The 25842-nt window shown below is 61.1% G+C and carries 26 protein-coding genes; 11 read left to right on the top strand and 15 right to left on the bottom strand.

All coding sequences use genetic code 11. The annotated features are described in order from the left end of the window. Positions 1-235 precede the first annotated feature (235 nt). Positions 236-1192: a helix-turn-helix domain-containing protein gene (locus tag G7047_RS21975; protein ID WP_092701340.1), complete on the top strand. Its 957-nt coding sequence runs from the start codon at positions 236-238 to the stop codon at positions 1190-1192. A 26-nt stretch (positions 1193-1218) separates the two neighbouring features. Here G7047_RS21975 and G7047_RS21980 read toward each other — a convergent pair whose 3' ends face one another. Further along, on the bottom strand, positions 1219-1722 hold the full coding sequence (locus tag G7047_RS21980) for an OsmC family protein (protein WP_092701337.1): 504 nt from the start codon (positions 1720-1722) through the stop codon (positions 1219-1221). Between the two features lie 846 nt (positions 1723-2568). On the opposite strand from G7047_RS21980, the gene gshB reads away from it, so the two are divergent. The 3 genes from gshB to G7047_RS21995 all read left to right on the top strand — a co-directional run bounded on the left by gshB (position 2569) and on the right by G7047_RS21995 (position 5037). Beyond that, complete coding sequence (gshB, locus tag G7047_RS21985; RefSeq protein ID WP_166310049.1) at positions 2569-3570, top strand: glutathione synthase; 1002 nt, start codon at positions 2569-2571, stop codon at positions 3568-3570. 121 nt (positions 3571-3691) lie between these two features. Beyond that, on the top strand, positions 3692-4699 hold the full coding sequence (locus G7047_RS21990) for a zinc-binding alcohol dehydrogenase family protein (RefSeq protein ID WP_092701334.1): 1008 nt from the start codon (positions 3692-3694) through the stop codon (positions 4697-4699). Continuing rightward, positions 4699-5037, top strand: a complete 339-nt coding sequence (locus G7047_RS21995; protein WP_092701331.1) for a DUF1330 domain-containing protein — start codon at positions 4699-4701, stop codon at positions 5035-5037. The genes G7047_RS21990 and G7047_RS21995 overlap by 1 nt, the downstream gene beginning before the upstream one ends. 393 nt (positions 5038-5430) lie before the next feature. Here G7047_RS21995 and G7047_RS22000 read toward each other — a convergent pair whose 3' ends face one another. The 3 genes from G7047_RS22000 to G7047_RS22010 form a co-directional block, all read right to left on the bottom strand. After that, positions 5431-6969, bottom strand: a complete 1539-nt coding sequence (locus tag G7047_RS22000; RefSeq protein ID WP_166310051.1) for a DASS family sodium-coupled anion symporter — start codon at positions 6967-6969, stop codon at positions 5431-5433. Positions 6970-7047: 78 nt separating this feature from the next. Continuing rightward, positions 7048-7338, bottom strand: a complete 291-nt coding sequence (locus tag G7047_RS22005; RefSeq protein WP_166310053.1) for a MerR family transcriptional regulator — start codon at positions 7336-7338, stop codon at positions 7048-7050. 2 nt (positions 7339-7340) lie between these two features. Continuing rightward, positions 7341-8285 carry a DnaJ C-terminal domain-containing protein gene (locus G7047_RS22010; RefSeq protein WP_166310055.1) on the bottom strand — a complete coding sequence of 315 codons (945 nt, stop codon included), beginning with the start codon at positions 8283-8285 and terminating at the stop codon, positions 7341-7343. A gap of 1113 nt (positions 8286-9398) precedes the next feature. On the opposite strand from G7047_RS22010, the gene G7047_RS22015 reads away from it, so the two are divergent. Continuing rightward, positions 9399-10046, top strand: a complete 648-nt coding sequence (locus G7047_RS22015; RefSeq protein WP_092701323.1) for a uracil-DNA glycosylase family protein — start codon at positions 9399-9401, stop codon at positions 10044-10046. 120 nt (positions 10047-10166) lie between these two features. Here the strand turns inward: G7047_RS22015 and G7047_RS31195 are convergent, their stop codons facing one another. From G7047_RS31195 to merT, 3 genes are read right to left on the bottom strand one after another with little or no spacing between them, the layout of a single operon-like run. After that, positions 10167-10391, bottom strand: coding sequence for a GDCCVxC domain-containing (seleno)protein (locus G7047_RS31195; RefSeq protein WP_082585479.1), 225 nt, complete (start codon positions 10389-10391; stop codon positions 10167-10169). Continuing rightward, a complete protein-coding gene (merP, locus tag G7047_RS22025) occupies positions 10391-10675 on the bottom strand; it encodes a mercury resistance system periplasmic binding protein MerP (protein WP_056265797.1) in 285 nt (94 codons plus the stop codon). Before merP ends, G7047_RS31195 begins: the two co-directional genes overlap by 1 nt. 14 nt (positions 10676-10689) lie before the next feature. Further along, positions 10690-11064 (bottom strand): mercuric ion transporter MerT, encoded by a 375-nt coding sequence (gene merT / locus G7047_RS22030; RefSeq protein ID WP_056265800.1) that lies wholly within the window; start codon positions 11062-11064, stop codon positions 10690-10692. A gap of 42 nt (positions 11065-11106) precedes the next feature. Here merT and merR point away from each other — a divergent pair, with 42 nt between their 5' ends. Continuing rightward, positions 11107-11544, top strand: a complete 438-nt coding sequence (merR, locus tag G7047_RS22035) for an Hg(II)-responsive transcriptional regulator (RefSeq protein WP_056265803.1) — start codon at positions 11107-11109, stop codon at positions 11542-11544. Here merR and G7047_RS22040 read toward each other — a convergent pair. From G7047_RS22040 to G7047_RS22050, 3 genes are all read right to left on the bottom strand, one after another. Further along, on the bottom strand, positions 11533-13062 hold the full coding sequence (locus G7047_RS22040) for an IS66 family transposase (RefSeq protein WP_166311894.1): 1530 nt from the start codon (positions 13060-13062) through the stop codon (positions 11533-11535). The genes merR and G7047_RS22040 overlap by 12 nt on opposite strands. 81 nt (positions 13063-13143) lie before the next feature. Then, positions 13144-13476, bottom strand: a complete 333-nt coding sequence (gene tnpB, locus G7047_RS22045; protein WP_056265807.1) for an IS66 family insertion sequence element accessory protein TnpB — start codon at positions 13474-13476, stop codon at positions 13144-13146. Beyond that, complete coding sequence (locus G7047_RS22050; protein ID WP_056265811.1) at positions 13473-13823, bottom strand: transposase; 351 nt, start codon at positions 13821-13823, stop codon at positions 13473-13475. The genes tnpB and G7047_RS22050 overlap by 4 nt, the downstream gene beginning before the upstream one ends. 236 nt (positions 13824-14059) lie before the next feature. On the opposite strand from G7047_RS22050, the gene G7047_RS22055 reads away from it, so the two are divergent. Next, positions 14060-14281, top strand: a complete 222-nt coding sequence (locus tag G7047_RS22055) for a hypothetical protein (RefSeq protein ID WP_166310057.1) — start codon at positions 14060-14062, stop codon at positions 14279-14281. 56 nt (positions 14282-14337) lie between these two features. On the opposite strand, the gene egtB is transcribed toward G7047_RS22055, so the two are convergent. The 4 genes from egtB to G7047_RS22075 form a co-directional block, all read right to left on the bottom strand. Further along, complete coding sequence (egtB, locus tag G7047_RS22060) at positions 14338-15606, bottom strand: ergothioneine biosynthesis protein EgtB (protein ID WP_166312207.1); 1269 nt, start codon at positions 15604-15606, stop codon at positions 14338-14340. Between the two features lie 230 nt (positions 15607-15836). After that, entirely contained in the window at positions 15837-17048 is a 1212-nt protein-coding gene (egtD, locus tag G7047_RS22065; protein WP_205904662.1) for an L-histidine N(alpha)-methyltransferase, read from the bottom strand. Positions 17049-17160: 112 nt separating this feature from the next. Beyond that, positions 17161-20127, bottom strand: a complete 2967-nt coding sequence (locus G7047_RS22070; RefSeq protein WP_166310059.1) for a Tn3 family transposase — start codon at positions 20125-20127, stop codon at positions 17161-17163. A 2-nt stretch (positions 20128-20129) separates the two neighbouring features. Next, positions 20130-20687 carry a recombinase family protein gene (locus tag G7047_RS22075; RefSeq protein WP_166310061.1) on the bottom strand — a complete coding sequence of 186 codons (558 nt, stop codon included), beginning with the start codon at positions 20685-20687 and terminating at the stop codon, positions 20130-20132. A gap of 202 nt (positions 20688-20889) precedes the next feature. Between G7047_RS22075 and G7047_RS22080 the strand changes: the two genes are divergently transcribed. Then, complete coding sequence (locus G7047_RS22080) at positions 20890-21186, top strand: type II toxin-antitoxin system MqsR family toxin (protein ID WP_166310063.1); 297 nt, start codon at positions 20890-20892, stop codon at positions 21184-21186. A 2-nt stretch (positions 21187-21188) separates the two neighbouring features. Next, positions 21189-21590 carry a type II toxin-antitoxin system MqsA family antitoxin gene (locus tag G7047_RS22085; protein WP_166310065.1) on the top strand — a complete coding sequence of 134 codons (402 nt, stop codon included), beginning with the start codon at positions 21189-21191 and terminating at the stop codon, positions 21588-21590. Positions 21591-21923: 333 nt separating this feature from the next. Here the strand turns inward: G7047_RS22085 and G7047_RS22090 are convergent, their stop codons facing one another. Further along, positions 21924-23669: an alpha/beta-hydrolase family protein gene (locus G7047_RS22090; protein ID WP_079862784.1), complete on the bottom strand. Its 1746-nt coding sequence runs from the start codon at positions 23667-23669 to the stop codon at positions 21924-21926. A gap of 412 nt (positions 23670-24081) precedes the next feature. Here G7047_RS22090 and G7047_RS22095 point away from each other — a divergent pair, with 412 nt between their 5' ends. Further along, positions 24082-24807, top strand: coding sequence for an aspartate/glutamate racemase family protein (locus tag G7047_RS22095; RefSeq protein ID WP_166310067.1), 726 nt, complete (start codon positions 24082-24084; stop codon positions 24805-24807). Next, the gene (locus tag G7047_RS31535) at positions 24807-25304 is read left to right on the top strand and encodes a DUF3592 domain-containing protein (RefSeq protein ID WP_166310069.1); all 498 of its coding nucleotides are present in this window, start codon (positions 24807-24809) and stop codon (positions 25302-25304) included. Before G7047_RS22095 ends, G7047_RS31535 begins: the two co-directional genes overlap by 1 nt. The last annotated feature ends 538 nt before the right edge of the window (positions 25305-25842 follow it).

Below are 25842 nucleotides of genomic sequence, written 5' to 3' on the forward strand. Positions count from 1 at the left end.
GTGGAGCAGAAAGCAGTCGCAGTGTCTCTAGACCATTGTTTCTTGGGTGTCCTCAGAGGTCAACAGGCCAATGTGTTTCATCGTCCGGCAAAAGAAGCCAAGAAACCTGAAGTGAGCCGCCCGTCTGAGACAGGCTCCGGTCAGAGCGGAACAGCCCGTCGCGGAGGCGCTGGCGTTTGCGTACCATCGGGATTGCGAGACGCCGCTCGACTTAAATTCACGTGGAGGCAGAAGCTTGAACGAACGACCGTTACTACGAATATCGCCAGGGGATCTCGAAGGTTTGCTTGGTACTCTCGATGTCAGTTTCGTTGCCCTTACGGAATGCGTGGTGAGCATGGGGTACAGCCTGGAACTGGGCGGTATGAACGCGCCTGGGATCCATTACAACGTCGTTGGTACTGGTCGGGCCGTGTTTGGCAATCGCGACCCTATACCGTTGATGCCCCACACGTTGATCATTGTGCCGCCCAATTCATCGTTTCGAATTGAGGTCGAAGGCAGCATGGGCTTCACAGCTCTGCGCTCCGTCAAGAAGCAGCCGCAGATGACCTCGTCGAGCACCATACGCAGATTCTCCGCAGGAGATGGAGATCCTTCCCTAATACTGGTGTGCGGTTACTTTTACGCTACCTACGGCGCCTGCGCCGACCTCTTCGCTGGCTTGACGGAGCCCATCTTCGAACAGTTCGACGTTGACGATCACGTCGACACGAAACTCCAGACAGCACTCAGCGAACTCGTCGCACAGGAAGTTGGCAGCGGTGCGATGAGTGCGGCTTTGCTAAAACAAGTCATTGTGCTGCTTTTACGGAGGTCGCTCGTCTCCATGAACGCCTGGGTGGAGCGTTTCTCGGTGCTCAAAGATCCTCTGGTCGCAAAAGCTTTTGCCGAAATGGCCATGCGTCCTGCCGATGATCATTCACTGCAAAGCCTCGCCCACACTGCCTGCCTCAGTCGTTCTGCTTTCGCCGCTCGATTTACTGAGGCTATCGGAAAGGCTCCGATGCAGGTACTGCGGGAGCTCCGACTGCGGCAAGCGATGTTCCAGCTGAAAGGCAGCGGCCTCGCCATCGATCTCGTCGCTCGCAATGCTGGATATGCCAGCCGGAGCAGTTTTACAAAGGCATTTCGAAGGACCTATGGAATAGAGCCCTCCGCAGTCCGTCGCACCGATGCGACGGCAGTTTAGCCTGACTCAGGATGTAGCGCCCTGCCCTACGCCCGATCACAGGCTTGCTCCATATCGCGCATATGCTTACACAGAGAAACCGCTTCATCCAATAGGTCCCCCGCGGAAACAACGGACGTCACCACTTCCGACCCGCGTTCAATTGTCTTGTGCACAGGACAGCGTGAGACGACTTCGAGGAGCTTCTGTTGCTGCTCGTCGCTCAGGCTTCCATCAAGCCGTATTTCTACGCCAAAGGAGTCCGTCGCGTCTAGTCCATTCCGGCGATGCGTGATCTTCACCCGAATCCGCTCCAGTGGCCACTTCTTGCGGGAAGCATACAAACGCATAGTCATCACCGAACAGGTTCCGAGGGCTGCGCTCAACAAATCGTACGGGTTGGGACCGGACCCAAGCCCCCCTATGCCTATTGGTTCATCCACGATGAATGTGGAGGAGCCAGCCCGCACTTTCAGCTGAAACGGGCCATTCTTGGTCTCGTCGATGACGATGGACTCCCCCACCACATCGGGTCGCTGATTCGTAGCCATATGAAACACCCCTCCAGGCGCCTGAAGTCTCTACTGGTCTAACGATCGCCAGAAACTGCCGGACGCGGTTACCAGATTGGAGAGCCTTTTCATGCTCACCCCCTACGACGTGGGCGACGCACCCGTAAGGTGCACCCGTGCCAGCAACTGAGAATGTACCCCCACCAAGACGTCACTGAATCCGGAAGAAGCGTCCGGCCCGCAGCGCCGAGTGGGGCCCTTCGCGTCGACCGCACGAGTCGCCCCCCCCCACCGCATTGATCGACCTGAGCAGTTTTCCCAGCAATCGATTTCTGCTTGGGATGTACCCAGCCCGGCCGGGTGGAGTGCCGGGTCGAGCCCATCGTCAGCGCTTGCGATAGTCCTTATGCTCCGGCTCGGCCTCCCAAAAATCACCTGCTACATGCTGTAAAAAGCGGCCACTATGCTGGGAATGAATTTCAGCCAGTCATCGAATGAACCTCACTCAATGCTGGCACAACGTGCGTTCTTGAGGTAGGTGCAGTGTCCACATGTGCCCGGACTGGACAAGTCGCGGACCGACTACCAGGCACCCCCGTGAAAAAGCGGGCCACGCGCAGCACGACCGGGCGCGAGTCTCTGGAACAGCTGGGAGCCAGTTCTTGTTTCCGGCAATAGGCCTGAAGTCCGAAAGAAGTGGTCGTTTGATCGATTCATTCGTGGAGTCAACGATCTGGCGTGGACGACCGATGACCTTGCGCCATCATCCATGCAGGGTTATCTCTCCGTTCCTGGTTAGGCAAGCACGAACGGGAGCGCTGACGCTCGCGAAACCAGGCGAAAGCCTTAACCCGCGCTCATCCGAAGCCGCAAGAGGAACGTCAGATGAAGAAGCTTTTGTTTGTCGTCGATCCGCTGGACCAGTTCAAGGTCTACAAGGACACCACTTTCTCAATCATGCGTGAGGCCCAGTGGCGCGGCTACCTCATAGCGGCATGCCTGCCGCAAGACATTCAGTGGAAGTCAGGCGGTTTTGTCATGGCCACCGTGCAGCAAATCAGCCTGACTGGATCCCAGCCCGGCTGGTACCGTGTCCACAACACGATGCGAATGGCCCTAAAAGACTTTGACGCTGTCCTCATGCGCAAGGACCCACCATTCAACGCGGAGTACATCTACGCCACCCACCTCCTCGAACAAGCTGAACGGGAGGACGGCAACGTAGTGAACAGACCGCGGGCACTTCGCGACCATCCGGAGAAGCTCGCAATCATGGAGTTTCCTGAGCTCGTACCGCCAACGCTGGTTACACGCAATGCGGCGTCCGTGCGGGACTTCCACGCGGAGCATGGCGACATCATTCTCAAGCCGCTTGATGGAATGGGTGGCAAAGGCATCTTCCGTGTCGGAAAAGACGCGCTGAATCTCGGCGTCATCATCGAGACGCTAAACAAGGATGGTGCCGAAACCATCATGGTCCAGCGCTTTGTGCCGCAGATCGTCGACGGCGACAAGCGCATCCTCATAATTAACGGCGAGCCCGTGCCCTTTGTCTTGGCCCGCATTCCGCAGGGCACTGAAGTGCGCGGCAATTTGGCTGTTGGGGGCAAAGGTGTGGCGCAGCCCTTGACGCCGCGCAATCGTGAAATCGCCGAAACTATCGGACGAGTGCTTGCGCCCCGCGGACTCCTACTCATTGGGCTTGATGTAATTGGTGATTCCGTCACTGAGATCAATGTCACCAGTCCTACCGGCTTTCAAGAAATCACCGACCAAACCGGCTTCAACGTCCCGGCGCTCTTCGTTGACGCATTGGAGCGGACCACACGTACAACGAACGATGAACCCCTGCAGCGCCCGCAGTGGTCCACGGCGCACATCAATTAATCCTTCAACTTTTGGGCTCGGATATGTTCGAAAAGTTGCACGTAATTTGCCATCCAAACGTTTCGCTGAGCATCTGAGAGATGCGAAAGTCCGTTCGACATCAACACAACAGGTGTATTCAATGAAAGCAATTGGCTATCGGGTCCCGGGAAACATCGATCGCGAAGATTCTTTCGTCGATATCGAACTGCCGCAGCCAAAGCCTGCGGGGCGCGACATCCTTGTCGAGGTCAAGGCAGTGTCGGTCAATCCGGTCGACTACAAGGTGCGCCAAGGCACTGCACCCCTGAACGAAGAGTGGAAAGTCGTGGGCTACGACGCGGCCGGTATCGTTACGGAGGTAGGTCCGGAGACGCAATTTTTCAAGCCGGGCGACGAAGTCTTCTACGCGGGCTCGATAGACCGCTCGGGAACAAATGCGCAGTTCCACCTGGTCGACGAGCGCATTGTGGGGTCCAAACCGCGCACATTGGGTTTCGCCGAGGCGGCTGCAATGCCGTTGACATCCATCACTGCATGGGAGGCGTTGTTTGATCGCCTCGACGTTCGGCGTGAGGTGCCTGGTGCCGCACGCGCTATCGTGATCGTCGGGGGCGCTGGTGGGGTCGGTTCGATGGCAGTACAGCTCGCACGCTACCTGACCGATCTCACAGTGGTCGCCACGGCTTCAAGGCCTGAGACGTCGGCTTGGGCCAGTCAAATGGGTGCCCATCACGTGATCGATCACAGCAAGCCTCTAGCCGCCCAAGTTGCGGCATTGAACATCGGCGCACCCAGCTTCGTGTTCTCCACCACGCAGACCAACCGCCATGCCAGCGAGATCGCGGAGCTCATTGCGCCGCAGGGGCGCTTCGCTCTTATCGACGGGTTGGCCGATGCTGGCTTGTTCATGCGCAAATCGGTTTCGATCCACTGGGAGTTGATGTTCACGCGACCGCTGTTCAAGACGGCGGACATCGATGGGCAGCACACGCTCCTCAACGAAGTTGCACGTCTGGTGGACGAGGGCGTACTGCGCACCACCATGACCGAGCGGTTCGCGCCTCTCAACGCGGCCAATCTTAAGCGCGTGCACAAGCTCGTGGAGACCGGCACAACCCGCGGAAAGTACGTACTGGAGGGATTCTGATGAGCAATACAAGTAATGCAATTAGCCCCCCGAAGGCTTACGTGATTTTCATCAAAGAAAGCATCCACGACGAAGTCGAGATGGGGCGCTACAAGGCGGCGGTCGGCGCGAGCTTCAAGGGCCACTCTCCCAGCTTTCTTGCGGCTTACGGCGCTCTGGAGGTCTTGGAGGGCGCGCCCGCGGAGGGAGTGGTCCTCATTGAGTTCCCGGACATGGAGAAAGCGCGCGCGTGGTATCACAGTCCAGCCTATCAGGAAGCGGCGCGGCATCGATTCGCCGGTGCCGTTTACCGCGGACTGATCGTTGAAGGAACTGCTCCACCTGAGACGAAACCATGAAGCTGTTCCTTGCCGCCTGAGCATGGCTGACTGCCGAAGCGCACATAGGTGCGCCGGCCGCAAACCTGAGCTACCCCTTACGACGCCCGCCAGCGCTTCGCAGCGAGCGCTGATGCGCTCATCGAAGCTGCCCGCGTGGCATCCAAGGCTATCAGCATCGAAGTCGCCATCGCCGTCACTGATCCCAGCGGCCACCTGGTAGCAGGATCAGGACGCAGCCGAGGTGGCGTTGCGCACGCTGGGTTTCGAAGTCCAGGGCTGATTCTGCCGCCCAGCTGAGTTGCGATCCGCCACTTCGCCAACTGCACGCTCATTCGCGAAAGGATTTGTGCCCAACATCGTGCCTCGTGCGCTTCCTTTTCTGTCAGGTTGTACAGGAAAGAAATTGCATCTTCAAACGGTCTTCGTCATGTACCCCATCCAAGGCCAATAGGTCAGCGCGAAGACAACCAGAAGCGCGGTGGCCACCAATGTGATGACGAAGCCGGTGCGAATGAAGTCACGCGCGTCGAACGTGCCTGTGCCGTAGGCAATCATGTTCTGCGGCGCGTTCACCGGAAGGATGAATCCAAAGCTCACGACGAACTGCAACAACATCGTCATCCCGATCAAGTTGATGCCCGGCGTTTGCACGGCCAACAGTACGCTCATGATGATGGGAATCATCGTCGAGGCGAGTGCCGTGGCGCTGGCAAAGCCGAGGTGGATGACGATCAAGAACAGCGACAGCAGCATCAGGATGACGAAGGCGCTGGCGTGTTGCAGACCAAGGTTCTGCACAATCAGGCTGGCGAGCCACCCGGCCGCATTTGTCCTCAGCAACGCGCTTCCCACGCTGATGCCGACCGCGAACAGCACGACCGTGCCCCACGGAAATCCCTGCTGCGATTCTTTCCAGTCCATCACCCCCAGGCGAGGCAGAAGCATCAAGGCAATCGCGGCGATGGTTGTGGACGACGTATCGAAGTCGTGCAGCACCTTCTCGGTCGCCCAAAAGCCCAGCAGCACCAGGACGATCACCAGAAGCTTCCACTCTCTAGCAGTCGTCTTACCGATCGCGTCCAGCTGCTTTCGTATGGTCGCCTGCCCGCCCTCGATCTCCTTCATCTCCGGTTTCATCATGCGGGTCATGATGAAGTAGACCGCGACGCTCATCAGTGCGGAGAACGGCGCCCCGGCAATGAACCACTCCATCCATGTGATCGTGGCCTGGAACTGTTTTTCGATGAAGCCGATGGCCACCAAGTTCTGCGCCGCCGCGGTCTTGATGCCGATGTTCCAGACGCTGGCCGTCTGCGCGGCGGCGATCACCAGCAGGCCCGCGAATCGACTGCGCTTGTCCACCTTGAAGGCAAGGATGAAGCCCATCATGATGGGCACCAGGCAAGCCACCCGCGCCGTTGTACTGGGCACGATGAACGACAGCAGGAAGCCCACGACCATGGCGCCGATCACGATGTGGTTGGTACGCGCATCGACTTTGGTGAGCACGAGCAGCGCAATGCGCCGGTCAAGCCCCGTGGCCGTCATGGCGGCGGCGATGAAGCAGGCTGCCGCGACCAATGCCACGGCACTGTTTGAGAAGCCCGACAGTGCCAGGCCCAGCGCCGCGCCGGTCCCCATGTCACCGCTGGCTGGCTTCGCGGCATCGGGGACCGCAGCCAGAAGGAAGATCATCAATGCGCCGACTACCACGGCGCTCACCGCATAGTCCAGCGCCTCGGTCATCCAGACGATCACGGCGAAGGCCAGTACCGCCAGCATGACCTGGCCGGCCGCGGGTAACCCCGGCGCAGCCGGCATCCATAGCACGGCCAACAAGGCGGCGGTTGCAAGCACGAGGCCGGCCGTCTTGATGTTGTGCCGTTTCGAAGAGGGCGGCACGGAAGGCACCTGTGTCTCAAGAGGAACGGCATTCACGGGCTGATTCATGAGATTTTCCTTGTCCGTTCTGGCGATGAGCGACGGCTCCCTGTAAGTCAGCGCCTCGCCTCGCCACCGTGGAGACGTTCAGCGCATTTCCAATTGCTTACGCAAACGTGCCACTTCTTCAATCAAGTCCGCCGTAAGGGCCGCCAGCTGTGGATCTGCGTCAAAGCAGGTCTCCAGGTGCGCAACCCGCCGGGCGCGCACCAATGTGAAGCTGTCGAAGCGCCATCCTTCAGACTCCAAGTGGACCTGCAGCACGCCTGCCTCAACCCGTTGCTGCAGCCAAAGCACCTCTACGCCGCAGGCCCGCGCCGCCTCCTCCACTGAGAACGCCGCGTCGCTCAACACTTCTGCATCGTGTATAGGTCTCATGTTCACGCTCCTGCGACTGTCCGCGCATCGAATCCGGGAAATGCCTGCGCCAAAGCCGAGTACGCGGCGCGCTGTCCGTCGGTGACAGCGGCCGGTAAGACGACTTCCAGCACCAGATAGAGGTCGCCGGGTTCCGATGCGGGGATGCCGCGGCCCTTCAGGCGAAGCTTTCTACCAGGCGTCCAGCCTCCGGGCACTGTTACCTCCACTGCGTCGTCCGCAGGCATTCGCACCTGCACCGACGCCCCAAGCGCTGCTTCCCACGGAGACAGCGATAGGCGACCGTGTACGTCCTTACCGTCGACACGCCACTGTGTGTTTGCGCGGATCGCCACTTCCAACAGTAGGTCGCCCGGTGGGCCGCCGTTGACGCCGGGATTGCCCTGTCCGGCCAACCGGATGTGCTGACCCTCCCTTACTCCCTTCGGAATACGAACTTCCAGCTGGCGTTGCTCGTGTCTCGGATGGCCTAGATCGTCAATACGTACTGCGTCCACGGCCAGCACGCGCTGCGCTCCAAGGTAGGTATCCAGCAGTTCGAGTTCAATGCGTGCGTGTCGTACCTCACCCGGGATCGGTCCTTCAGGGCGACGCGCCCCGCCGGAGCGCGTACGGGTAGCGCGCCCAAACAGCTCCTCAAAGAAGTCACTGTGCTTCGCGTCTCCACCAACGGAAGAAAAGTCAAAGCCTTGTTGCCAGTCGGGTGGAGGCCCAAACTCGCGACCGCTTTGCGGCTGCTCTGAAAGCTGATCGTACGCGGCGCGCTTTTCTGGGTCTGAAAGAACCGCGTTGGCCTCGTTCACCTCCGCCATCCGTGCAGACGCATCTGTTTCCTTGCTGACGTCGGGGTGGAACTTGCGCGCGAGCTTGCGAAACGCCTTTTTTATATCCCCTGGCGTGGCCGTCTTCTCCACGCCGAGCGTCTTGTAGTAGTCCTTGTACTCCATGCTGACCACCCAGCTACCGTCGGTACTCAGCGGGAATCGGATCCACGCTCAGTTTCAAACTAGTGTCGCGCTCTACCTGCCCGACTCGCTCCGCACTGAGCAACAGCTCAATTGCCAACGTAGGCAGACGCTTGCAGAAAAAAACTTGGCTGCTACGTCTATACCGATGAAGCTTCACCCTCTCTAAAGGGCTCTTCAATCGAAGTCTCATTGAACGCACGCCCTCCGTGCTGCCGGCGGCGTGCAACAAAGGACACGTCGCAACTTGACTGTCTCGAAAGGCGCCAAGGTGGCCGCCCGCGCCCATTAACAGCATTTGCATACGGAGTCTCCATTCAACTTGCTGCCGACACGATGGCCCTCGGCGGGTGCTTAGCCTCGTGCCTCTTGGCAAGCAAGAAGAGAGAACTCGCCGCTCCGGTAGGAAGCGTTTTCCGCACCACTCCGAAATAGGGTTCGGGAGCAAGCGCTGGGGCACTGTACGGCGCTCGGCGTGTTTGATAGTCCGGAATACATTTCCTATCGTCGCCGCGAGGATGGTCCGGTACTCAGAGGCTTTCTCCAGATGGAAAACCCTCAACGGACTACTAAGGTCAAGCTGCTCAAACTTGGAGGGGCCGGGGTAGACATTCAAGCAAAGGCAGCGCGGACGTTAAAGACATCGTCAAAGTAGGCACCTCGTCTGTCGGAGGCGGAGCACATTCCAGCGAACGCCGACGTCCGCTCCATCTTCATTGGCGACCTGACGCCCGCCAACATGCATACTGTGGCCAACCAAGTGATTTGCCATGGGATGCTGCTCCAAATTGATTACCCTGTCGCCAATGAATAGGCCTGGGCCTGTCCGTGACGGCGCGCGGTCGGCAGGTGCGGTGCGCTGAGGCCATCTCGAACAGCATCATGAACACGTCGGAATCGGACAGCTCATTTGCATCATGGTAGTGGCCCCGGCCCCGCCTGATTCCATTCCCACAGACGCTCCCAGTTCGTTCCTTGTTTAACAACTATCCAGAAGTTGAGGCAAAAGCGTTGAGCACCTCTCCGCGAAAGCGCGTAAGCTTGCGATGACGCATGACTGGGCGGCGACAGGGAGCCATTCACAATCAGACCGCAATGTCTACTCAACGTCTCTTTGCGAACGACTCTCCCTTGCCTACGACGCCGCTTCGCCGCTCTTCGGCTAGTCGCGTTGACGCTCTTCTGAGTGAGATTCAGGCGTGCCGCGTCTGCGAGGCGCATCTCCCCCTGGGTCCTCGACCCATTGTGAGAATCTCACCGTCCGCTCGCATCCTGATGGTTGGTCAAGCACCAGGGCTTAAGGTTCATGAAAGCGGGATCCCGTGGAACGACGCCAGCGGAAAACGGCTGCGGGAGTGGCTGGGGGTCGAGGAATCGGTGTTCTATGACCCGCGACGGTTCGCGATCGTGCCGATGAGCCTGTGCTATCCCGGTCGAGGCCACAGCGGAGACTTGCCGCCACGTCCCGAGTGTGCGCCTCTTTGGCATGAACGCATCCTCTCCTCGCTGCCACACATTCGACTGACTATCCTCATCGGGCAGTACGCTCTGGCGAAATACCTCGGTGAACGCAGGCAGACGACCCTCACTGAGACAGTCGCCGCATGGAAGTCGTATGCGCCACAGTTCATCACGCTGCCTCACCCGTCGCCGCGCAACCAGAACTGGCTAAAGCAGAATCCTTGGTTCGACAGGGAAATTGTGCCGATGCTTCGCAAGCACGTGGCAGATGCGCTAGCGTAGGCCGACTTCGGCTGCTTCCGGTCTGAGCGCCTAGACTTACCACCAGTTTGCGCATCGACCGTAAGCGTCCGGGCACCCCACCCTGATCTACCGCTGGAAGTCGCAGAGGTGGAGTGACCCCTACGTTTTGGAGCCGCAGCAAGCTTCGTCGCCACCGGCCTGGATTGGAGGGCACGGCACCGAACCGAACGAGCAGAACACACAACAATGGCCCGGTTTTGGGCGCAAGACCGTGTGGCAACTTTCGCACTCGTAGAACCATTGGCACGCGTCCGTCGGCATTGTTTCGTTCTTGGCATGCCCACACTCAGGGCACGTCAGAACAGAGTCCAAGATCAAATCCATTACGGCTTTGCCGGGGCAACAGATGACGGGAATCCAGCTTCCGTGGTGGCCTTGGTCAGCACGTCCACCTTGACCTTGGTGTCATCAAAGACCACCGTGGTCTCTCGTTTGGCCAGGTTGGATTTGACGCCAATGACTCCGTCGATCTGGGTCAGTGCCTTCTTCACCGTGATGGGGCAAGTGGCACAACTCATGCCGGGCACCGACAGAGTGACGCTTTGTTGGGCAGCCCAGCCGGGCGTCAGCAGCAAGAGTGCTGCAGTGGTCATGATCAACCGCTTCATGTCGGAGCCTTTCATCAGTAGAACCAGTGGGCGAACAGGGGGAACACCAGCGCGGCCACCAGCAACAGGGTCACCAGGGCAAACAGCACCTTGTAGGAGAGGCTGACCATCGGCCGCTGACATACCTGTCCCGCTTCACAGGCCACAACCGGGCGCCATATCCGGCGCGCCGCAAAGATCAAGGCGATAGTGGCTGCACCAATGAACAGTGGTTGGTACGGCTCCAGCAGCGTCAACGTGCTGATCCATGCTCCAGAGATGCCCAGCATGATCAGCACCAGAGGGCCAAGGCAGCAGGCGGACGCAAGGAGCGCGGACAGGCCACCCGCGATCAAGGCCTTTCCACCGCCAGTGGCACGGGCAGAAATGTCTGTAGATTTTGTTGACATGGCTTAAGCTTAGTCCCGTACATTGGTACGGAGTCAAGCACCATGAGCCTTCCTCTTCCGCATGCCCACCCCGGCTTGACCATTGGTGATCTGGCCAAGGCGGCCGGTGTCAATGTAGAGACCATACGGTTCTACCAACGCAAGGAGCTGATGCCCGAGCCAGAACGGCCCCAGGGCAGCATTCGGCGATATGACCAGAATGACCTATCGCGATTGCATTTCATCAAGACTGCGAAGCGGCTGGGGTTCAGCCTGGATGAGACCGCGCAGTTGCTGCAACTCGACGATGGTGCGAGCTGCGCTCAAGCCCGTACACACGCAGAGTCCAAGCTCGCCGAAGTTCAACTCAAGCTTGCAGACCTGCACCGAATGGAAGCCGTACTCTCTGAACTGATCGATCTCTGCAGTTCTGGGAGAGGCAAAGTCCGTTGCCCGCTGATTGCGGCAATGGAGAGGCAGTCGCCTCCGCTACAGATTTGAAGCAGTGGTGGACTGCCAGCGATGTGGCAAAAGATCATGGATGCGGCTGGCGCGCTGCATGGGCAGACGTGCCATCACATCGCGCAGGTAGGCGTAGGGGTCATGCCCGTTCATGCGCGCTGACTGGATCAAGCTCATGACGGCGGCGGCGCGTTGGCCCGCGCGCAGGCTGCCAGCGAAGAGCCAGTTGTTGCGACCAATGGCAATGGGCCGGATCTGGTTCTCGATCCAGTTGTTGTCCAAAGGCAGTTGCCCATCGTCGACGAACCGGGTCAACGCCACCCAGCGCCGCAGGCTGTAGTCCAGCGCCTTGGCGCTCGCTGAACCTTCGGGCACCTTCTGGCGTTGCAGCAGCATCCACTGGTGCAAGGCATCGAGCAGCGGCTTCGTTTGTTGTTGCCGGATGGCCCGGCGCTGATCGGCGCTGAGCTCCTTGACCTCGCGCTCGATTTCGTAGACCCGACCGAACTGCTGCAGCGCGAACTCGGCGATCTGGCTCTGGTTAGCTGCATGCAGATCGAAGAACTTGCGCCGCGCGTGCGCCAGGCAACCGACCTCGGTCACGCCGCTGGCGATCAAGGCTTTGTAGCCGCTGAAGTCGTCACAGGTGAGGCTGCCTCTCCAGTCGCCCAGGAAGCGCCGGGCATGTTCGCCCGAGCGTGATTCGCAGAAGTCGTAGACGATCACCTTGGTGTTCTCGAAGGCACCCGTGGCATAGGCCCAGAGGTAGGCCCGGTGCGTCTTTCCGTTGCCCGGCTTGAGCATGGACACCGGCGTCTCATCGGCATGCAGCACGCGGTGCTGCAGCAGCTCGTTTCTCATGGCATCCACAAGTGGCTGCAACTGCACGCCACACGCGCCCACCCACTGAGCGAGCGTGGAACGCGGGATCGCGAGACCAGCTCGACCAAAGATCGCTTCCTGGCGGTACAGCGGAAGGTGATCGGCGTACTTGGCCACCAGCACCTGCGCCAGCAGCCCGGTGGTGGGGATGCCCTTGTCGATGATGTGCGGATCGACGGGGACTTGGGTGAGCGTCTCGCACTTCGCACAAGCCCACTTGCCCCGGATGTGGCGCTCGACGCTGAAGACGCCAGGCACATAGTCCAGCTTCTCGGCCACGTCCTCGCCCACGCGCTTCATCTGGCAACCGCAGGCACAGGTGGTCGAGTCGGGCTCGTGGCGGATCTCGCGCCGCGGCAGGTTGGCTGGCAGCGGCGCGCGCTTGGGAACCTTCTTCTCTTCAACCTTGGCGGGCGCCTGCGCTTCTTGCAGCGCATCGATCTCGGTGGCCACGGCTGCCAGGTCGGCCTCGATCTCGTCTTCGAGCAGGCTCTTCTGTTCGGGGTTGAAGCGTTCGGATTGAGCTGCGAACTTCATGCGCTTCAAGAGCGCGTTCTCGTGCGTGAGTTTGTCCAGCAACGCGCTCTGGTGGCGCAGCTGCGTCATGAGGCGCGTGGTCAGCTCACGCAGCTCTTCTGCGCTCAGGCTCTGCAGGGATTGAGGCTCGACCACCATGGGCATCCACTGTGCCAGCACTGGCACACGCGCACCATTGGCGCATGCCCCAATTGGCAAGCACCGGTCTGCGCTTCAGAGTCAGACCACGGTGATGACACCACCGTTGCCAAGGCGCTGCCAGGGCAGGCCCAGCACCAGCGCATCGAACTGGGCTCGGGTGAGCGAGGCGGTGCTTGCCGCATCACGCGGCCAGACGAACTTGCCGCTGTTGAGGCGACGCGCTGCCAGCCACACACCGATGCCGTCGTGCACCAGCACCTTCATGCGGTTGGCGCGTCGATTGGCGAACAGGTAGGCGTGGTGCGGGCGCGCTGCGCCGAAGACCGACACCACGCGAGCCAGCGCCGTCTCGGTGCCCGATCTCATGTCCAGCGGCTCAGTGGCCAGCCACAGCGCATCAACCCGGATCACTTGAGCAGCTCTCGCATCCACACGGCGCACTGGTCGGCCGCATCCAATGGCCAGGTCACCGAGACGGTGGTGGCGCCACGGCGCAGCTCGATGCGGATGTCTGGTGCAAGTGCAGGCCCTGGTGAACATGCCGCTGGCGGCAGCGGCACTGGAACGAATGCGGGGGCCTGGAGTGCAGGCAGCGCGCCACCCGCTTCGCGGCGCCACTTGTGAACGACGTTGGCGTTGATGCCGTACGACAAGGCAATGCTGGCCACCGATGCACCCGGCTCGGCGCACTGAGCAATGATCTGCTGCTTGAGCTCGGCGCTGTGCCGCCGGCGGGTCTTCTTCTTGGCTTCATTCATGGTGTCCACCTAAATCTTTGGTGGACACCATCGTTGCCGCTTAGACCAATCCCTTCAAGGGTGGGATGACCGTGCGCTTACCATCGACCCTCAGTTCCTCGCGAAGCGACTTCTTACGAGGGGTTCGCGGACGAAGTGCTCCATGAAACGGACTGCCGTAGACACATCTGTTCGCTTACTTAAGGACACTCGGCTACTCGTCCTAACGGAGCCACTCGCATGAGCTTTAGGGACAGATGTTGGTACACGCTGCGCTGCGCACATGTGACTCGAGCGAAACGCTTGGCGTTTCCGACGAGGGAGTCTGCTGGAGCGGTGCGCATTGGGATACCAGTGCGGACTTTCTGCGTTTCGACACCGCATGGATCGGCGGGGGCCACTTGGAGCCCGAGCTGGCGCACGCCATTTGCAAGGACTGCGGCCACCCTGCCCAAGTCATTCAGCGCTACCCCTTGTGATCATCAGGCTGAACTCGGTGCCGCACGGTGTGCCCCTCCTCTGTTTCATCCAGGTATCAACACTCCATGTCTCGCGCGAGGCGCAGCCCACTAAATTGCCACCTGGTCGCGGGCGGGAAGAAATTGCGATAGGTGAGGCGCGTGTGGCCGCGTGGGGTGGCCACGCTTCCACCGCGGAGAACAACTTGGCCGACCATGAACTTCCCGTTGTACTCACCGATAGCTCCAGGCCACGGCCTGAATCCTGGATACGGATCAAAAGAAGAGCGCGTCCACTGCCAGACATGACCTGTGAGCTGTCGAATCTCCGGCAACCGTGCCGCTGATTCCCATTCAGCCTCTGTAGGCAGTCGCGCACCACTCCAAAGGGCAAAAGCAGCAGCCTCATAGAAACTAAGCTGACTCACTGGAGCTCCCAGATCCATCGGTTGGACTCCGGTCAGCCCGAACACCTGCCACTCCTCGGCCGGCGCGCAGGAGTCTCTGGGCGCAATCCAGTAGGCGGGCACTTGCCAGCTATTGGACTGAACCAACGCCCAGCCCTCGGACAGCCACAAGGCGGGAGTTTTATAGCCGCCGTCGGCGATGAAGTCGACGTACTCTGAGCAAGTGACCAAGCGGTCTGTGATTTGAAACGGCGCCAGCCAGCAACGATGTTGCGGGGTTTCGTTGTCGAACGCAAAGGTTCCGCCTGCGTGGCCGACTCCCACCAACCCGCTCGGTCCATCTAGCCATTTAACCTGTGAAGGAGCATGAAGGCGAAGCGGCCCTTCTCCGGAGGCTCGAAGTGCCGGGAGCATCGGATTGCAAGAGAGCAGGTGTAAGGCATCCGCAACAATGAGTTCTTGATGCTGCTGCTCATGCTGCAGACCAAGAACAATCAGCGGCCCCACAGACTTGAGGCTTTCGTTGTCGGCGTCCTCGATGAGCCGAAGGACTGCGGCATCGACGTGCTCACGATACCGGTGCACTTCATACAGTGCTGGGCGTGTGAGCAGCCCTCGCTGGGCCCTCGGATGGCGACTTCCCAGGGACTCGTAGTACGAATTGAACAGGTGCAGATAAGACGCGTTGAAGGGCTCGCATGAAGTGTGCGGCAACAGGACTACGGCCTCGAAGAACCACGTCGTATGCGCCAGGTGCCACTTCGTCGGACTCGCATCTGCCATTGACTGTACGCACTGGTCCTCCACGCTCAGGGGACTCGCTGCAGCCAGACTGGCTGCGCGAACCTCTGCAAAATGGTTCGCAAGAGCTGCGCGATCTGTCGTGTCAGGAATGAGAGGACTCGCGGGAGACGACGCGCGAAGTAGATTCCTGGTCATGAGCCCGGGGTCCTTTTTCATGAGCATGCCCGTCGTTCAGAGCAGCCACGTGGTTGAGAAAACATCGACAGAGCGCCAGGCGAACCGCCTCTCGTTCACTATTCTTACCGCGCATTGGCCCCGGTCGTACTGGGCAGGCCCCTCATGTGAGCCGCTGACTTCGTCGTCGCTGGGGGGCAGAGGGAGCGAGTTAGCCGTCGCTGAAGCACCGAAACTAGGCGGCGCACGTATCAGTCGGCGCCGTATTCTTGAGCGCTGTCGATCTGGACACGTTGCGCGGAGAGAACTGCAAAGTATCCGTCCGGGTCAGTCCAAAAGCCGGTCGTGTTCCATCCTCCCGCCCTCAGCAGCAGGCGAATGTCCCGGACGGTGTACTTGTAGCTGTTCTCTGTATGAATGGTTTCGCCCTCCCGCATGGAGAAGCTGCAATCGGCTACGCGAAACTGCACGTCGTATCGCGCGCGGAGATGCATCTCAATCCGGGATAGCCCCTCATTCCACCGCACCTCGTGCTTGAAGGCAGACACCGGGATGTCGCCGACGAGTTCCCGGTTGATGCGGTGAATCAGATTGAGGTTGAACCTGGCAGTGACCCCCTGCGGGTCGTCATATGCAGGCAGGAGGATTGCCTCGTCCTTCAGCAGGTCGACTCCCAGGAGCAGAGTGGAATCAGGACCAAGGGAGTCGCCAAACGTCCGAAGGAGATCGACAGCGGCCGCTTCGCTCAGGTTGCCGAGGGTAGAGCCCGGGAAAAAGCCAACGCCACCTCGCTGCAGGACCGTAAGCGGCAGCTCCATCGGACGCAGAAAGTCCCCCTCGACAGGCCGCATGGGAATATGCGGGAATTGGGCCTGTAGAGACGCAATGGATTCGCGCAGGAACTCTCCGGAGATGTCGATGGCAATGTACTCCGAGACCAAGGCATGACCAAGCAGCACGGAAGTCTTGGTGGCGGAGCCCGCACCGAACTCAACGAGCACCCTGTTGTGCCCCAGGAGTGGCGCGATCTCGCGGATGTACGTCGACAGAATCGTACGCTCGCAACGAGTTGGGTAGTACTGCGGCAACCGAGTGATATCCTCGAACAGCTTTGAGCCTTCCTGGTCGTAGAACCAGCGCGGAGGAATGGCTTTGTTAAGCCTTCCCAATCCACTAAGTACATCAAGCAGAAACCCGGGACAGGACTTGGCTGCGGGCGCTACTGTGAGCGCAGAGAAGGAGGGGTTTCTCATCAAATGGAAAGGCAAATACTTTCGCACTCCAACATCATCCAGTCGATGCGTCTGAAGGTGCGCGAATGGCTCCATAAGCGGAGGAAAGGCGAAGGCTACAGCCACCGTGTCGCCATGCCATTGTTTTCCGATGACCCCACCCGGGTCAACCTGCCAATGCGTTCGGTCGTCCGACAAAATGAGCCAGGAAACCTGAAGTGGGTCGTTCAATGGATGCGCGGCTGATCAAGATATTCAAGTTGCCGACGTTCACCTTCGCCATTTGTTCAGACGCATCCGTGTGCTTGCTGGGGTCGTCTCAGAAAACGGAAAGAATCGTACGCTAAGCCGGCTGCAGCGGTCGTAGCGGCCTGAACTTGCCCGCGCCGATCTTGGCGCTGCTGCGCCAGAGGTAATCGCCGGTCAGGTTGATGTGCTCCCAGCCCAGCGGTGACAGGTACTGCAACAGGCTGTCATCGATGACTTGGCCGTGGCTACGCAGGGCGTTCGCCGCCCGCTCCAGATAGACCGTGTTCCACAACACGATGGCCACCGTCACCAGGTTGAGGCCGCTGGCCCGGTAGCGTTGCTGCTCGAAACTGCGATCGCGGATTTCGCCCAGCCGGTTGAAGAACACGGCGCGGGCCAGCGCGTTGCGGGCCTCGCCCTTGTTCAAGCCGGCATGCACGCGGCGGCGCAGCTCGACGCTTTGCAGCCAGTCCAGGATGAATAGCGTGCGCTCGATGCGGCCCAGTTCGCGCAGGGCGACCGCCAAGCCGTTCTGGCGCGGGTAGCTGCCGAGCTTCCTGAGCATCAGCGATGCCGTCACTGTGCCCTGCTTGATGGAAGTGGCCAGCCGCAGGATTTCGTCCCAATGGGCACGGACGTGCTTGATGTTGAGCGTGCTGCCGATCATGGGCTTCAGCGCCTCATAGGCAGCATCGCCCTTCGGGATGTAGAGCTTGGTGTCGCCAAGGTCGCGGATGCGCGGCGCGAAGCGAAAGCCCAGCAGGTGCATCAGCGCGAAGACGTGATCGGTGAAGCCAGCCGTATCAGTGTAGTGCTCCTCGATGCGCAGGTCGGATTCGTGGTACAGCAGGCCGTCGAGCACGTAGGTCGAGTCGCGCACACCGACGTTGACGACCTTCGTGTGGAACGGCGCGTACTGGTCGGAGATGTGGGTGTAGAACGTCCGCCCTGGACTGCTGCCGTATTTCGGGTTGATGTGGCCGGTACTCTCGGCCTTGCTGCCGGCGCGGAAGTTCTGACCGTCTGACGACGAGGTAGTCCCGTCACCCCAGTGCTCGGCGAAGGGATGCCGGAACTGAGCATTGACCAGCTCCGCCAGCGCCGTCGAATAGGTTTCATCGCGGATGTGCCAGGCCTGCAGCCAGGCCAGCTTGGCGTAGGTCGTGCCGGGGCAGGATTCTGCCATCTTGGTCAGGCCGAGGTTGATTGCGTCGGCCAGTATCGTGGTCAGAAGCAGGTTCCTGTCTTTGGCTAGTTCGCCCGACTTGAGGTGCGTGAAGTGTCGGGTGAAGCCCGTCCACTGGTCCACTTCCAGCAGCAGTTCGGTGATCTTGACGTGCGGCAGGATCACCGCCATCTGGTCGATCAGGGCCTGCGCGGTGTCGGGCACCGCCGCATCCAGCGGCGTGATCTTCAGACCCGACCCCGTGATGATGGCGTCCGGCAGTTCGTTGGCCAGTGCCATGCTGTTGACCGTGGCGAGCTGCGTTTCCAGCAGCGTGAGCCGGTCATGCAGGTACTGGTCGCAGTCGGTGGCCACGGCCAGCGGCAAATCGCTGGCCTGCTTGAGGCTGGCGAATCTCGCGGGCGGCACCAGGTAGTCCTCGAAGTCCTTGAACTGACGCGAGCCTTCTACCCAGATGTCGCCGGAGCGCAGCGAGTTCTTCAATTCCGACAGCGCGCACAACTCGTAGTAGCGCCGGTCGATGCCGGTGTCGGTCATCACCAGCTTCTGCCAGCGCGGCTTGATGAAGTCGGTCGGCGCATCGGCGGGCACCTTGCGGGCGTTGTCGCTGTTCATGCCGCGCAGCACCTCGATGGCGCCAAGCATATCCTTGGCGGCAGGCGCGGCTCGCAGCTTGAGCACGGCGAGGAACTCCGGCGCATAGCGGCGCAGCGTGGCGTAGCGCTCGCCGATGCGGTGCAGGAAATCGAAGTCCTCGGGCTGCGCGAGCCGCTGCGCCTCGGTGACGCTCTCGGTGAAAGCGTCCCACGACATGACCGCCTCGATGGCGGCGAACGGATCGCTGCCCGCCTGTTTGGCCTCGATCAGCGCCCGGCCGATGCGGCCGAACAGGCGCACCTTGGCGTTGATCGCCTTGCCCGATGCCTGAAACTGTTGTTGATGCTTGTTCTTGGCGGCGTTGAACAGCTTGCCCAGGATGCGATCGTGCAGGTCGATGATTTCGTCGGTGACGGTGGCCATGCCCTCGATGGCGAGCGCCACCAAGGTGGCGTAGCGGCGCTGCGGCTCGAACTTGGCGAGGTCGGCGGGCGTCATCTGGGCGCCCTCGCGAGCGATCTTCAGCAAGCGGTTCTGGTGTACCAGGCGCTCAATACCGGAAGGCAGATCGAGCGCCTGCCATGCCTTGAGGCGTCCGATGTGTTCCAGCATGTGCCGCGAGTTCGGCTTGGCCGGTGACTGGCGCAGCCAGGCCAGCCAGGTCGCCTTGCCGTTCTCGCGGCGCTTGAGCAGATCGTCGAGGCGGCGCCGATGCGCGTCCGACAGCGGTTCGGCCAAGGTGTCGTAGATGCGCCGGTTGGCGCGGGTGACCGCCTCGGCGCAGACGCGCTCGATCACATCGAGTGTCGGCAAGATGATGTGTTGGTGCCGCAGGGAGTCGAGGACGCTGCCGGCCAGCACGATGCCCTTGTCGGTCTGCAAGGCCAGTGCGGTAGTGGCATGAACAGCCTGGCGATAGTGCCCCAAGCCGAACGGCTCCATGCCCAGGTACGCCCGCAGTTCGAGCAGGTGTTCGCGCCGGGTCTCCTCCCGTTCGGAATATTGCGGCCAACATGCCGGATCGAGTCGCAGGTGCCGTCCGATCCATTGCAGCAGGGGCCTCGGCACCTCAGCGTCTGGTAGCAGGCCCTGACCGGGGAAGCGCAGCAAACACAACTGCACCGCGACACCCAGGCGGTTGGCCTCACCGCGCCGCTGGCGGATCAGTGACAGGTCGGATTCGCTGAAGGTGTAGTGTCGGATGAGTTCGTCTTGTGTATCGGGCAACGCCAGCAAGCTTTCGCGCTCGGCAGCGGACAGGATCGAACGGCGAGGCATGGTCAGGTTTCTCGCATGTACTGGTAAAGCGTTTCGCGGCTGATGCCGAACTCACGGGCGAGCTTGGCTTTCTGCTCGCCCGCCGCGATGCGCCGTTTCAGTTCCTCGATCTTTTCACCGCTCAGAGACTTCTTGCGCCCCCGATAGGCCCCGCGCTGCTTGGCGAGCGCGATCCCCTCGCGCTGCCGCTCGCGGATGAGCGCCCGCTCGAACTCGGCGAACGCCCCCATCACCGACAGCATGAGGTTCGCCATTGGCGAATCCTCGCCGGTGAAGGTCAGGTGCTCCTTGACGAACTCGATGCGCACGCCGCGCTGGGTAAGGCCCTGCACCAAGCGGCGCAGGTCGTCGAGGTTGCGCGCGAGACGGTCCATGCTGTGCACGACCACCGTATCGCCTTCGCGCACGAACCCGAGCAGCGCGTCGAGCTGCGGGCGCTGCGTGTCCTTGCCCGAGGCCTTGTCGGTGAACACCTTGTCCGCATGGACCTGTTCAAGTTGCCGTTCTGGGTTCTGGTCGAAGCTGCTGACGCGGACGTAGCCGATGCGCTGACCGTGCAAGGTGCCCTCCTGAGGGTAATGTGTCAGGAAGAAATCTATGACCCTTGACGGCGTGTGTCAATAAATTACGAAGGCAATGCTATTCTGACGCTATTGCCCCGAACGGTCTGACGCCCAGTTAGGGTATAGCTCATTCTGACAGCCATCGAAGAAAGCGATTAACCAACTTGCCAAAATTAACCAAATAGGTCATTATTCGCTTATGGAGAAAGGCACTCCCCACTGCAAGCTGCCCGTCGTCAAAGCCATGATCGAGGCGGGCAAGGTCCGTTCAACCCTGTCGGCGCTGGCGGGCGGGGCGGCATTGGGATTTGACTTCGAGGGAATCGTCAGCGTGGTTAAAGCACTGACCCCGGCGGATTTCTACAAGAGCATGACGACACACGCCGATCACCGGGTTTGGCAGGATGTGTACCGACCGGCCACATCCGCTGGCGAGGTCTACCTGAAACTCACGGTGATTGACGACGTGCTCATCGTGTCCTTCAAGGAGCTGTGAACATGAAATGTCCATCTTGCGCGGCGGCCGAACTGGTGCGTGACACCCGCGACCTGCCGTATACCTACAAGGGCGAAACGACCCTCATTCCGGCGGTGACCGGTGACTTCTGCCCGGCCTGCGGCGAGGCCGTCCTCGATGTGGCCGAATCGACGCGCACCAGCGCGGCGATGCTGGAATTCAACAAGCAGGTGAATGCCTCGATTGTCGATCCGGGCTTCATCGCCAGTGTTCGCAAGAAGCTCGCTCTCGACCAGCGCGAGGCGGCCGAAATATTCGGCGGTGGGGTCAATGCCTTCTCGCGGTACGAGAACGGCAAGACTAAACCGCCGCTGGCCTTGGTGAAACTGCTCAAGGTGCTGGACCGTCACCCTGATCTGCTCAATGAGGTCCGAGCCGCGTAGAGCGCGAATTGCTGGAAGCATATTCGCTCCCACAATTTCGTCTAGCCATGTGACCGGATGCGGCCATCAATGGACGTTCACGGCCGCCGATCGCACGTCAGGAAAAGGCTGGGAGCAGACATTCGAGTTTGACTGCCGGTGGCTCCTTCGAAGCGCCGCAACCGGTCGTTGGACCAATCTGCCCGGCCAAACGGATTCGTCCGCTTTCCCAATACTTGGCGGCACTACAGAATGTGCCGCGAGCGCGGCTAGCAATGGCGCCGACGTCAAAGAGTACAGTGTCAGCGGACTCGAAAGTACTGAGGGTGCCGGTCCACGCAAGACCGTCGACGTTCAGCCGTCCACGGTCTCCTCGCCGCCATCCTTGGACAGCTCTTCGGCCCGGCGCTCATCCAGGTGGCGCTGCAGGCGGGCCACGTCTTCGGGCGACCAGTCGTCGATGCCGGTGACTTCCAGCCAGGCGTTGATGTAGTGCGATGGCGCGTAGACGTGGCCGAAACCCATTGGTGCGCTCATCGACAGCGAAGTATCCATTGCCATCTGCATCATCGTCACGACCGGATACCAGCGCATCGCCGGGGATACGTCCGGCGGGCGCGGGGCATCGAGCAGTTCCGGTTCGCGGAAGAAGCCGTGACGGTCGAAGAACGTCACCGCGTCGCTGCCGTACTGCAGGTAGACCACGCGCATCGGGCCCCACGGCGTGCCGGGCGGGGTGGAGCTGCCGTCCTGGTTCATGAAGCGGACGAACGAGCCGTCCTGGAACTGCGGCAGCCACACCGGCGAACCGGGATTGCGCGAGCGGGTCAGCCCGGCCCACTTGCTGGCGGCGAACGGAGGTCCGCTCCAGACCGCGCCATCGAATGGTTCGCCGAGCAGCTCGAACATCTCGAACGAGCGTTCCGAATTGAGCGCGCCCAGGCTCAGGCCGTGCAGGTACAGCTTCGGCCGCCGCTCGGGCGGCAGCGTGCGCCAGTAGCCGTAGACCTCGCGGAACAGTGCGCGCGCGGTGACCCCGCCTGTGTCCGGATCCAGGAACAGCGTCAGCGGACTGGACAGGTACGAGTACTGCACCGCGACGCTGGCCACATCGCCGCGGTAGAGATATTCGATGCCGTCGATGCCGGACGGGTCGACCCAACCGGTGCCGGTCGGAGTGATGATGATCAGCGCCTTGCGCTCGAAGCCGCCGACGCGCTTGAGTTCTTCCAGCGCCAGCTGGGCGCGCTCTTCGGGCGTGTCGCCGGTGGGCAGGCCCGCGTACACGCGCAGCGGCGCCTTGGCGCCGGGACCGGCGTAGGCGGCGAGTTCGTCGGCGGTGGGGCGGGCATCGACGTAGCGCCGGCCCATGCGCCCGAGCTGGTTCCAGGCCACTAGCGACTGCGCGCTGCCGGGGCTGTCCCATTCGGTCGGCGGCGGCATGTCGGGCGGGATCAGTGCATCGGCCTGGCGATAGGAGGCGTCCAGGGTGTCCAGCAACGAGGACAGGATCACGCCGTTGACCAGGCCCACCAGCAGCAGCACGCCGGCGATCGCACCGACCACGTGCGCGATCCGTCGCGGCACCTTGCGGGTGACCAGGCGCATCACCGCCTTGATGATCATCAGCGCGATGCGGCCCAGCACGACCAGCAGCAGCGCCACGACCGCCGCACCCGCGAGTACGCCCAGGATGCGCGATGGACCGGCGGGAGCCAGGTGCATCAGTTCGCGGACGATGTTTTCCCAATGCTGGCTGCGCCAAAGCGCGAGCGCGGCGATGACCGCGCAGGCGACGACCGCGATACGGCGGCGACGCGGCTGTCCCGCCGGCCCGGGGAGCGGCAGCTCCAGGTATCCCCACAGCCAGCGCAGCAGCACGCCCAGGCCGTAGCCGGCGGCCAGGCACATGCCCGACAGCACCGCCTGCGCGACCGTGATCCGTGGCGTGAGGCTGGGCGTGAGCGAGGCGGCGAAGAACAACGTCCCCAGCACGAGCCCGGTATTGCCAAGGCGCGCCAGCAGCGAACGCCGGAGCCGGGTGAACCAGCCATCGGATGTAGTACCGGAAGCGAGTGCAGCGTCGTCGTCCTGTCGCATCAAGTATCCCCTGCGAGTGGTCCCCTTGGGCCAATATACCGGACACGGATAGGCGTTTTAACCGCATGAGGCCAAGTATTTTCGAATGCCGGTTCCTGCCTCTGCTTGGTATCAGCTCGGAATCGAGAGATCGAGGGATGCGAGTGACGAGTCTGGCAGCGCGCTCAATGACAGCATTGAACTGGAACCCCGAAGCTCGCACTACGCTGGCGACTGACCGCAAGTGCAGCTAGTACGGTCATTGAGGCGAAAAAGCCAAACGGCCGCAGTGGGTCGTCAAGAGACCGTCGCGACCACATGACAGACGCCTGGCGTACGATTTTCTCCGTTTCGTGAGCTGGCCCCTCTTTGTACCTGCCCCTGCCAATTCTCGGGTCATGATCTGAGCCCCATGTCTTCTCACTCGAAAATCATGAAAACCATCGGTCTCCTCGGCGGCATGAGCTGGGAATCCACTGTTCCCTATTACCGCCAGATCAATGAAGCCGTGAAGGTCCGACTCGGCGGGTTGCATTCGGCGAAGGTCGTGCTCAACAGCGTCGATTTCGCCGAGATCGAGCGCCTGCAGCACCGTGGCGATTGGGATTCGGCCGGCGCCGTGCTCGCCGACGCCGCCCGGGCGCTCGAGCGTGCCGGCGCGGATTTCCTCGTGCTGTGTACGAATACCATGCACAAGGTCGCGCCTGCCATCGAGTCGGCCGTGACGATTCCGCTGCTTCACATTGCCGACCCGACGGCGGCCGCGATACGCACGGCCGGCTTGTCCCGCATCGGTCTGCTCGGCACACGCTTCACGATGGAGCAGGATTTCTACCGTGGCCGCCTGGTCGAGCAGCATGGCATCAACGTGCTGACACCCGAGGCCGACGACCGCGAGCTCGTGCACCGGGTGATCTACGAGGAGCTCTGTCTGGGGCGCATCGAAGCGCGTTCGCGCCAGGCCTATCGCGACGTGATGCAGCGCCTGGTCGAGCGCGGCGCAGAAGGCATCATCCTGGGCTGCACCGAAATTTCGATGCTGGTGGGCGAGGAGGACGCAAGCGTTCCGCTGTTCGACACGACGGCGGTTCACGCCGCCGCCGCGGCACAACTGGCGTTGGCGGCTATCGATTCCGCTTCGCTTCGAGCGCACATGTAATGTCCGCCGGCTTGCAGAGAACGCCACCCCGTTCATTGCTGTTTGCCGTTTGGTTGCTGCTCGGTGCTCCAGTCCTGTACTACGGCGCGGAGTCGATCCAAGGCGCCCGAGATACCCTGGACTCAAGGCATTGGCCACACGTCACGGGCACCATCGTCAAGCACGAAACCCGCGGAAGGAGGTATTGTTCCGTACCCGTCATCCACTACACATACGTGGTGCGCGACAACGCTTTTGAGTCGAGCGCAAGGGTGCCAGGAGTGGAACAGTGCTTTCGATCCGAGGTCGCGAGCCGCGTAGCAAACAGCTACCCGCCCGGCAGTTCTGTGCGCGTCTACTATGACCCGCAGTCTCCACAGAATGCGGCACTGTTACCTGGATACATGACTCGCAGTGCATGGGAGGGTGTCGTTTTCTTTCCCATGTTCTTCCTGGGTTGGCTGTATTGGGGGTCGCTCTTGCTTAAAGGTCTTCGCAGTGCCCCAAAAGTGGCCTAAGTCGAACGGTTAGACGCCACGCCGAGCAGACGACGATTTCCGACCCGGGACGTCGCGCGCGCACCGAACTCCTCGTGGCGTCGGGTCATACGCCCGCTCTGGATAGGCGACCGATCTGCAGCTTCGTCAGCACGACAGACGCCGTATCCGGCGAACGCCGAAAACATGCCGTGGGCGCCATCGTCGGCAGTACCTCGCCGGGCAGACGCAGTCTTGCTCTGCTTCACTTGAAGTCCGTCGCTCGCCTTAACGTACGATTTTTTCCGTTTTCTGAGACGGCCCCTTGCTGAATCCGGGGTGAAACTAGCGCGCCAGCTTGCGAAATGCCATCTATATCTCCTATGTAGGGGTCGTCTTCTCCACGCAGAGCATCCTGTAGTAGTCCTTGTTAGCGTCAGTACTCAGCGGGAATCGGATCCACGCTCAGTTTCAAACAAAGGAAACGCTGCAACCTGACTGCGCCAGGCGGTCGCCCAAATAGACGCCAAAGCCACCCGCCCACCGATTTCGCATAGTGAGTCTCCTTTCAACTTGCGCT

Source organism: Diaphorobacter sp. HDW4A (genome assembly GCF_011305995.1).
Classification (GTDB): Bacteria; Pseudomonadota; Gammaproteobacteria; order Burkholderiales; family Burkholderiaceae_C; genus Diaphorobacter_A.

What these genes read in the sequence shown, in the direction of transcription:
- G7047_RS22090 (WP_079862784.1), bottom strand. Translation starts at nt 23,669, where the DNA reads ATGCGACAGGACGACGACGCTGCACTCGCTTCCGGTACTACATCCGAT.
- G7047_RS22000 (WP_166310051.1), bottom strand. Translation starts at nt 6,969, where the DNA reads ATGAATCAGCCCGTGAATGCCGTTCCTCTTGAGACACAGGTGCCTTCC.
- G7047_RS31195 (WP_082585479.1), bottom strand. Translation starts at nt 10,391, where the DNA reads ATGGATTTGATCTTGGACTCTGTTCTGACGTGCCCTGAGTGTGGGCAT.
- egtB (WP_166312207.1), bottom strand. Translation starts at nt 15,606, where the DNA reads ATGACCAGGAATCTACTTCGCGCGTCGTCTCCCGCGAGTCCTCTCATT.
- G7047_RS22095 (WP_166310067.1), top strand. Translation starts at nt 24,082, where the DNA reads ATGAAAACCATCGGTCTCCTCGGCGGCATGAGCTGGGAATCCACTGTT.
- G7047_RS22010 (WP_166310055.1), bottom strand. Translation starts at nt 8,285, where the DNA reads ATGGAGTACAAGGACTACTACAAGACGCTCGGCGTGGAGAAGACGGCC.
- G7047_RS22040 (WP_166311894.1), bottom strand. Translation starts at nt 13,062, where the DNA reads ATGGTGGTCGAGCCTCAATCCCTGCAGAGCCTGAGCGCAGAAGAGCTG.
- merR (WP_056265803.1), top strand. Translation starts at nt 11,107, where the DNA reads ATGAGCCTTCCTCTTCCGCATGCCCACCCCGGCTTGACCATTGGTGAT.
- G7047_RS21995 (WP_092701331.1), top strand. Translation starts at nt 4,699, where the DNA reads ATGAGCAATACAAGTAATGCAATTAGCCCCCCGAAGGCTTACGTGATT.
- G7047_RS22085 (WP_166310065.1), top strand. Translation starts at nt 21,189, where the DNA reads ATGAAATGTCCATCTTGCGCGGCGGCCGAACTGGTGCGTGACACCCGC.
- G7047_RS22050 (WP_056265811.1), bottom strand. Translation starts at nt 13,823, where the DNA reads ATGAATGAAGCCAAGAAGAAGACCCGCCGGCGGCACAGCGCCGAGCTC.
- merP (WP_056265797.1), bottom strand. Translation starts at nt 10,675, where the DNA reads ATGAAGCGGTTGATCATGACCACTGCAGCACTCTTGCTGCTGACGCCC.
- G7047_RS21990 (WP_092701334.1), top strand. Translation starts at nt 3,692, where the DNA reads ATGAAAGCAATTGGCTATCGGGTCCCGGGAAACATCGATCGCGAAGAT.
- G7047_RS22070 (WP_166310059.1), bottom strand. Translation starts at nt 20,127, where the DNA reads ATGCCTCGCCGTTCGATCCTGTCCGCTGCCGAGCGCGAAAGCTTGCTG.
- G7047_RS22015 (WP_092701323.1), top strand. Translation starts at nt 9,399, where the DNA reads ATGTCTACTCAACGTCTCTTTGCGAACGACTCTCCCTTGCCTACGACG.
- G7047_RS21980 (WP_092701337.1), bottom strand. Translation starts at nt 1,722, where the DNA reads ATGGCTACGAATCAGCGACCCGATGTGGTGGGGGAGTCCATCGTCATC.
- G7047_RS22080 (WP_166310063.1), top strand. Translation starts at nt 20,890, where the DNA reads ATGGAGAAAGGCACTCCCCACTGCAAGCTGCCCGTCGTCAAAGCCATG.
- G7047_RS22055 (WP_166310057.1), top strand. Translation starts at nt 14,060, where the DNA reads ATGTTGGTACACGCTGCGCTGCGCACATGTGACTCGAGCGAAACGCTT.
- gshB (WP_166310049.1), top strand. Translation starts at nt 2,569, where the DNA reads ATGAAGAAGCTTTTGTTTGTCGTCGATCCGCTGGACCAGTTCAAGGTC.
- G7047_RS22005 (WP_166310053.1), bottom strand. Translation starts at nt 7,338, where the DNA reads ATGAGACCTATACACGATGCAGAAGTGTTGAGCGACGCGGCGTTCTCA.
- G7047_RS31535 (WP_166310069.1), top strand. Translation starts at nt 24,807, where the DNA reads ATGTCCGCCGGCTTGCAGAGAACGCCACCCCGTTCATTGCTGTTTGCC.
- merT (WP_056265800.1), bottom strand. Translation starts at nt 11,064, where the DNA reads ATGTCAACAAAATCTACAGACATTTCTGCCCGTGCCACTGGCGGTGGA.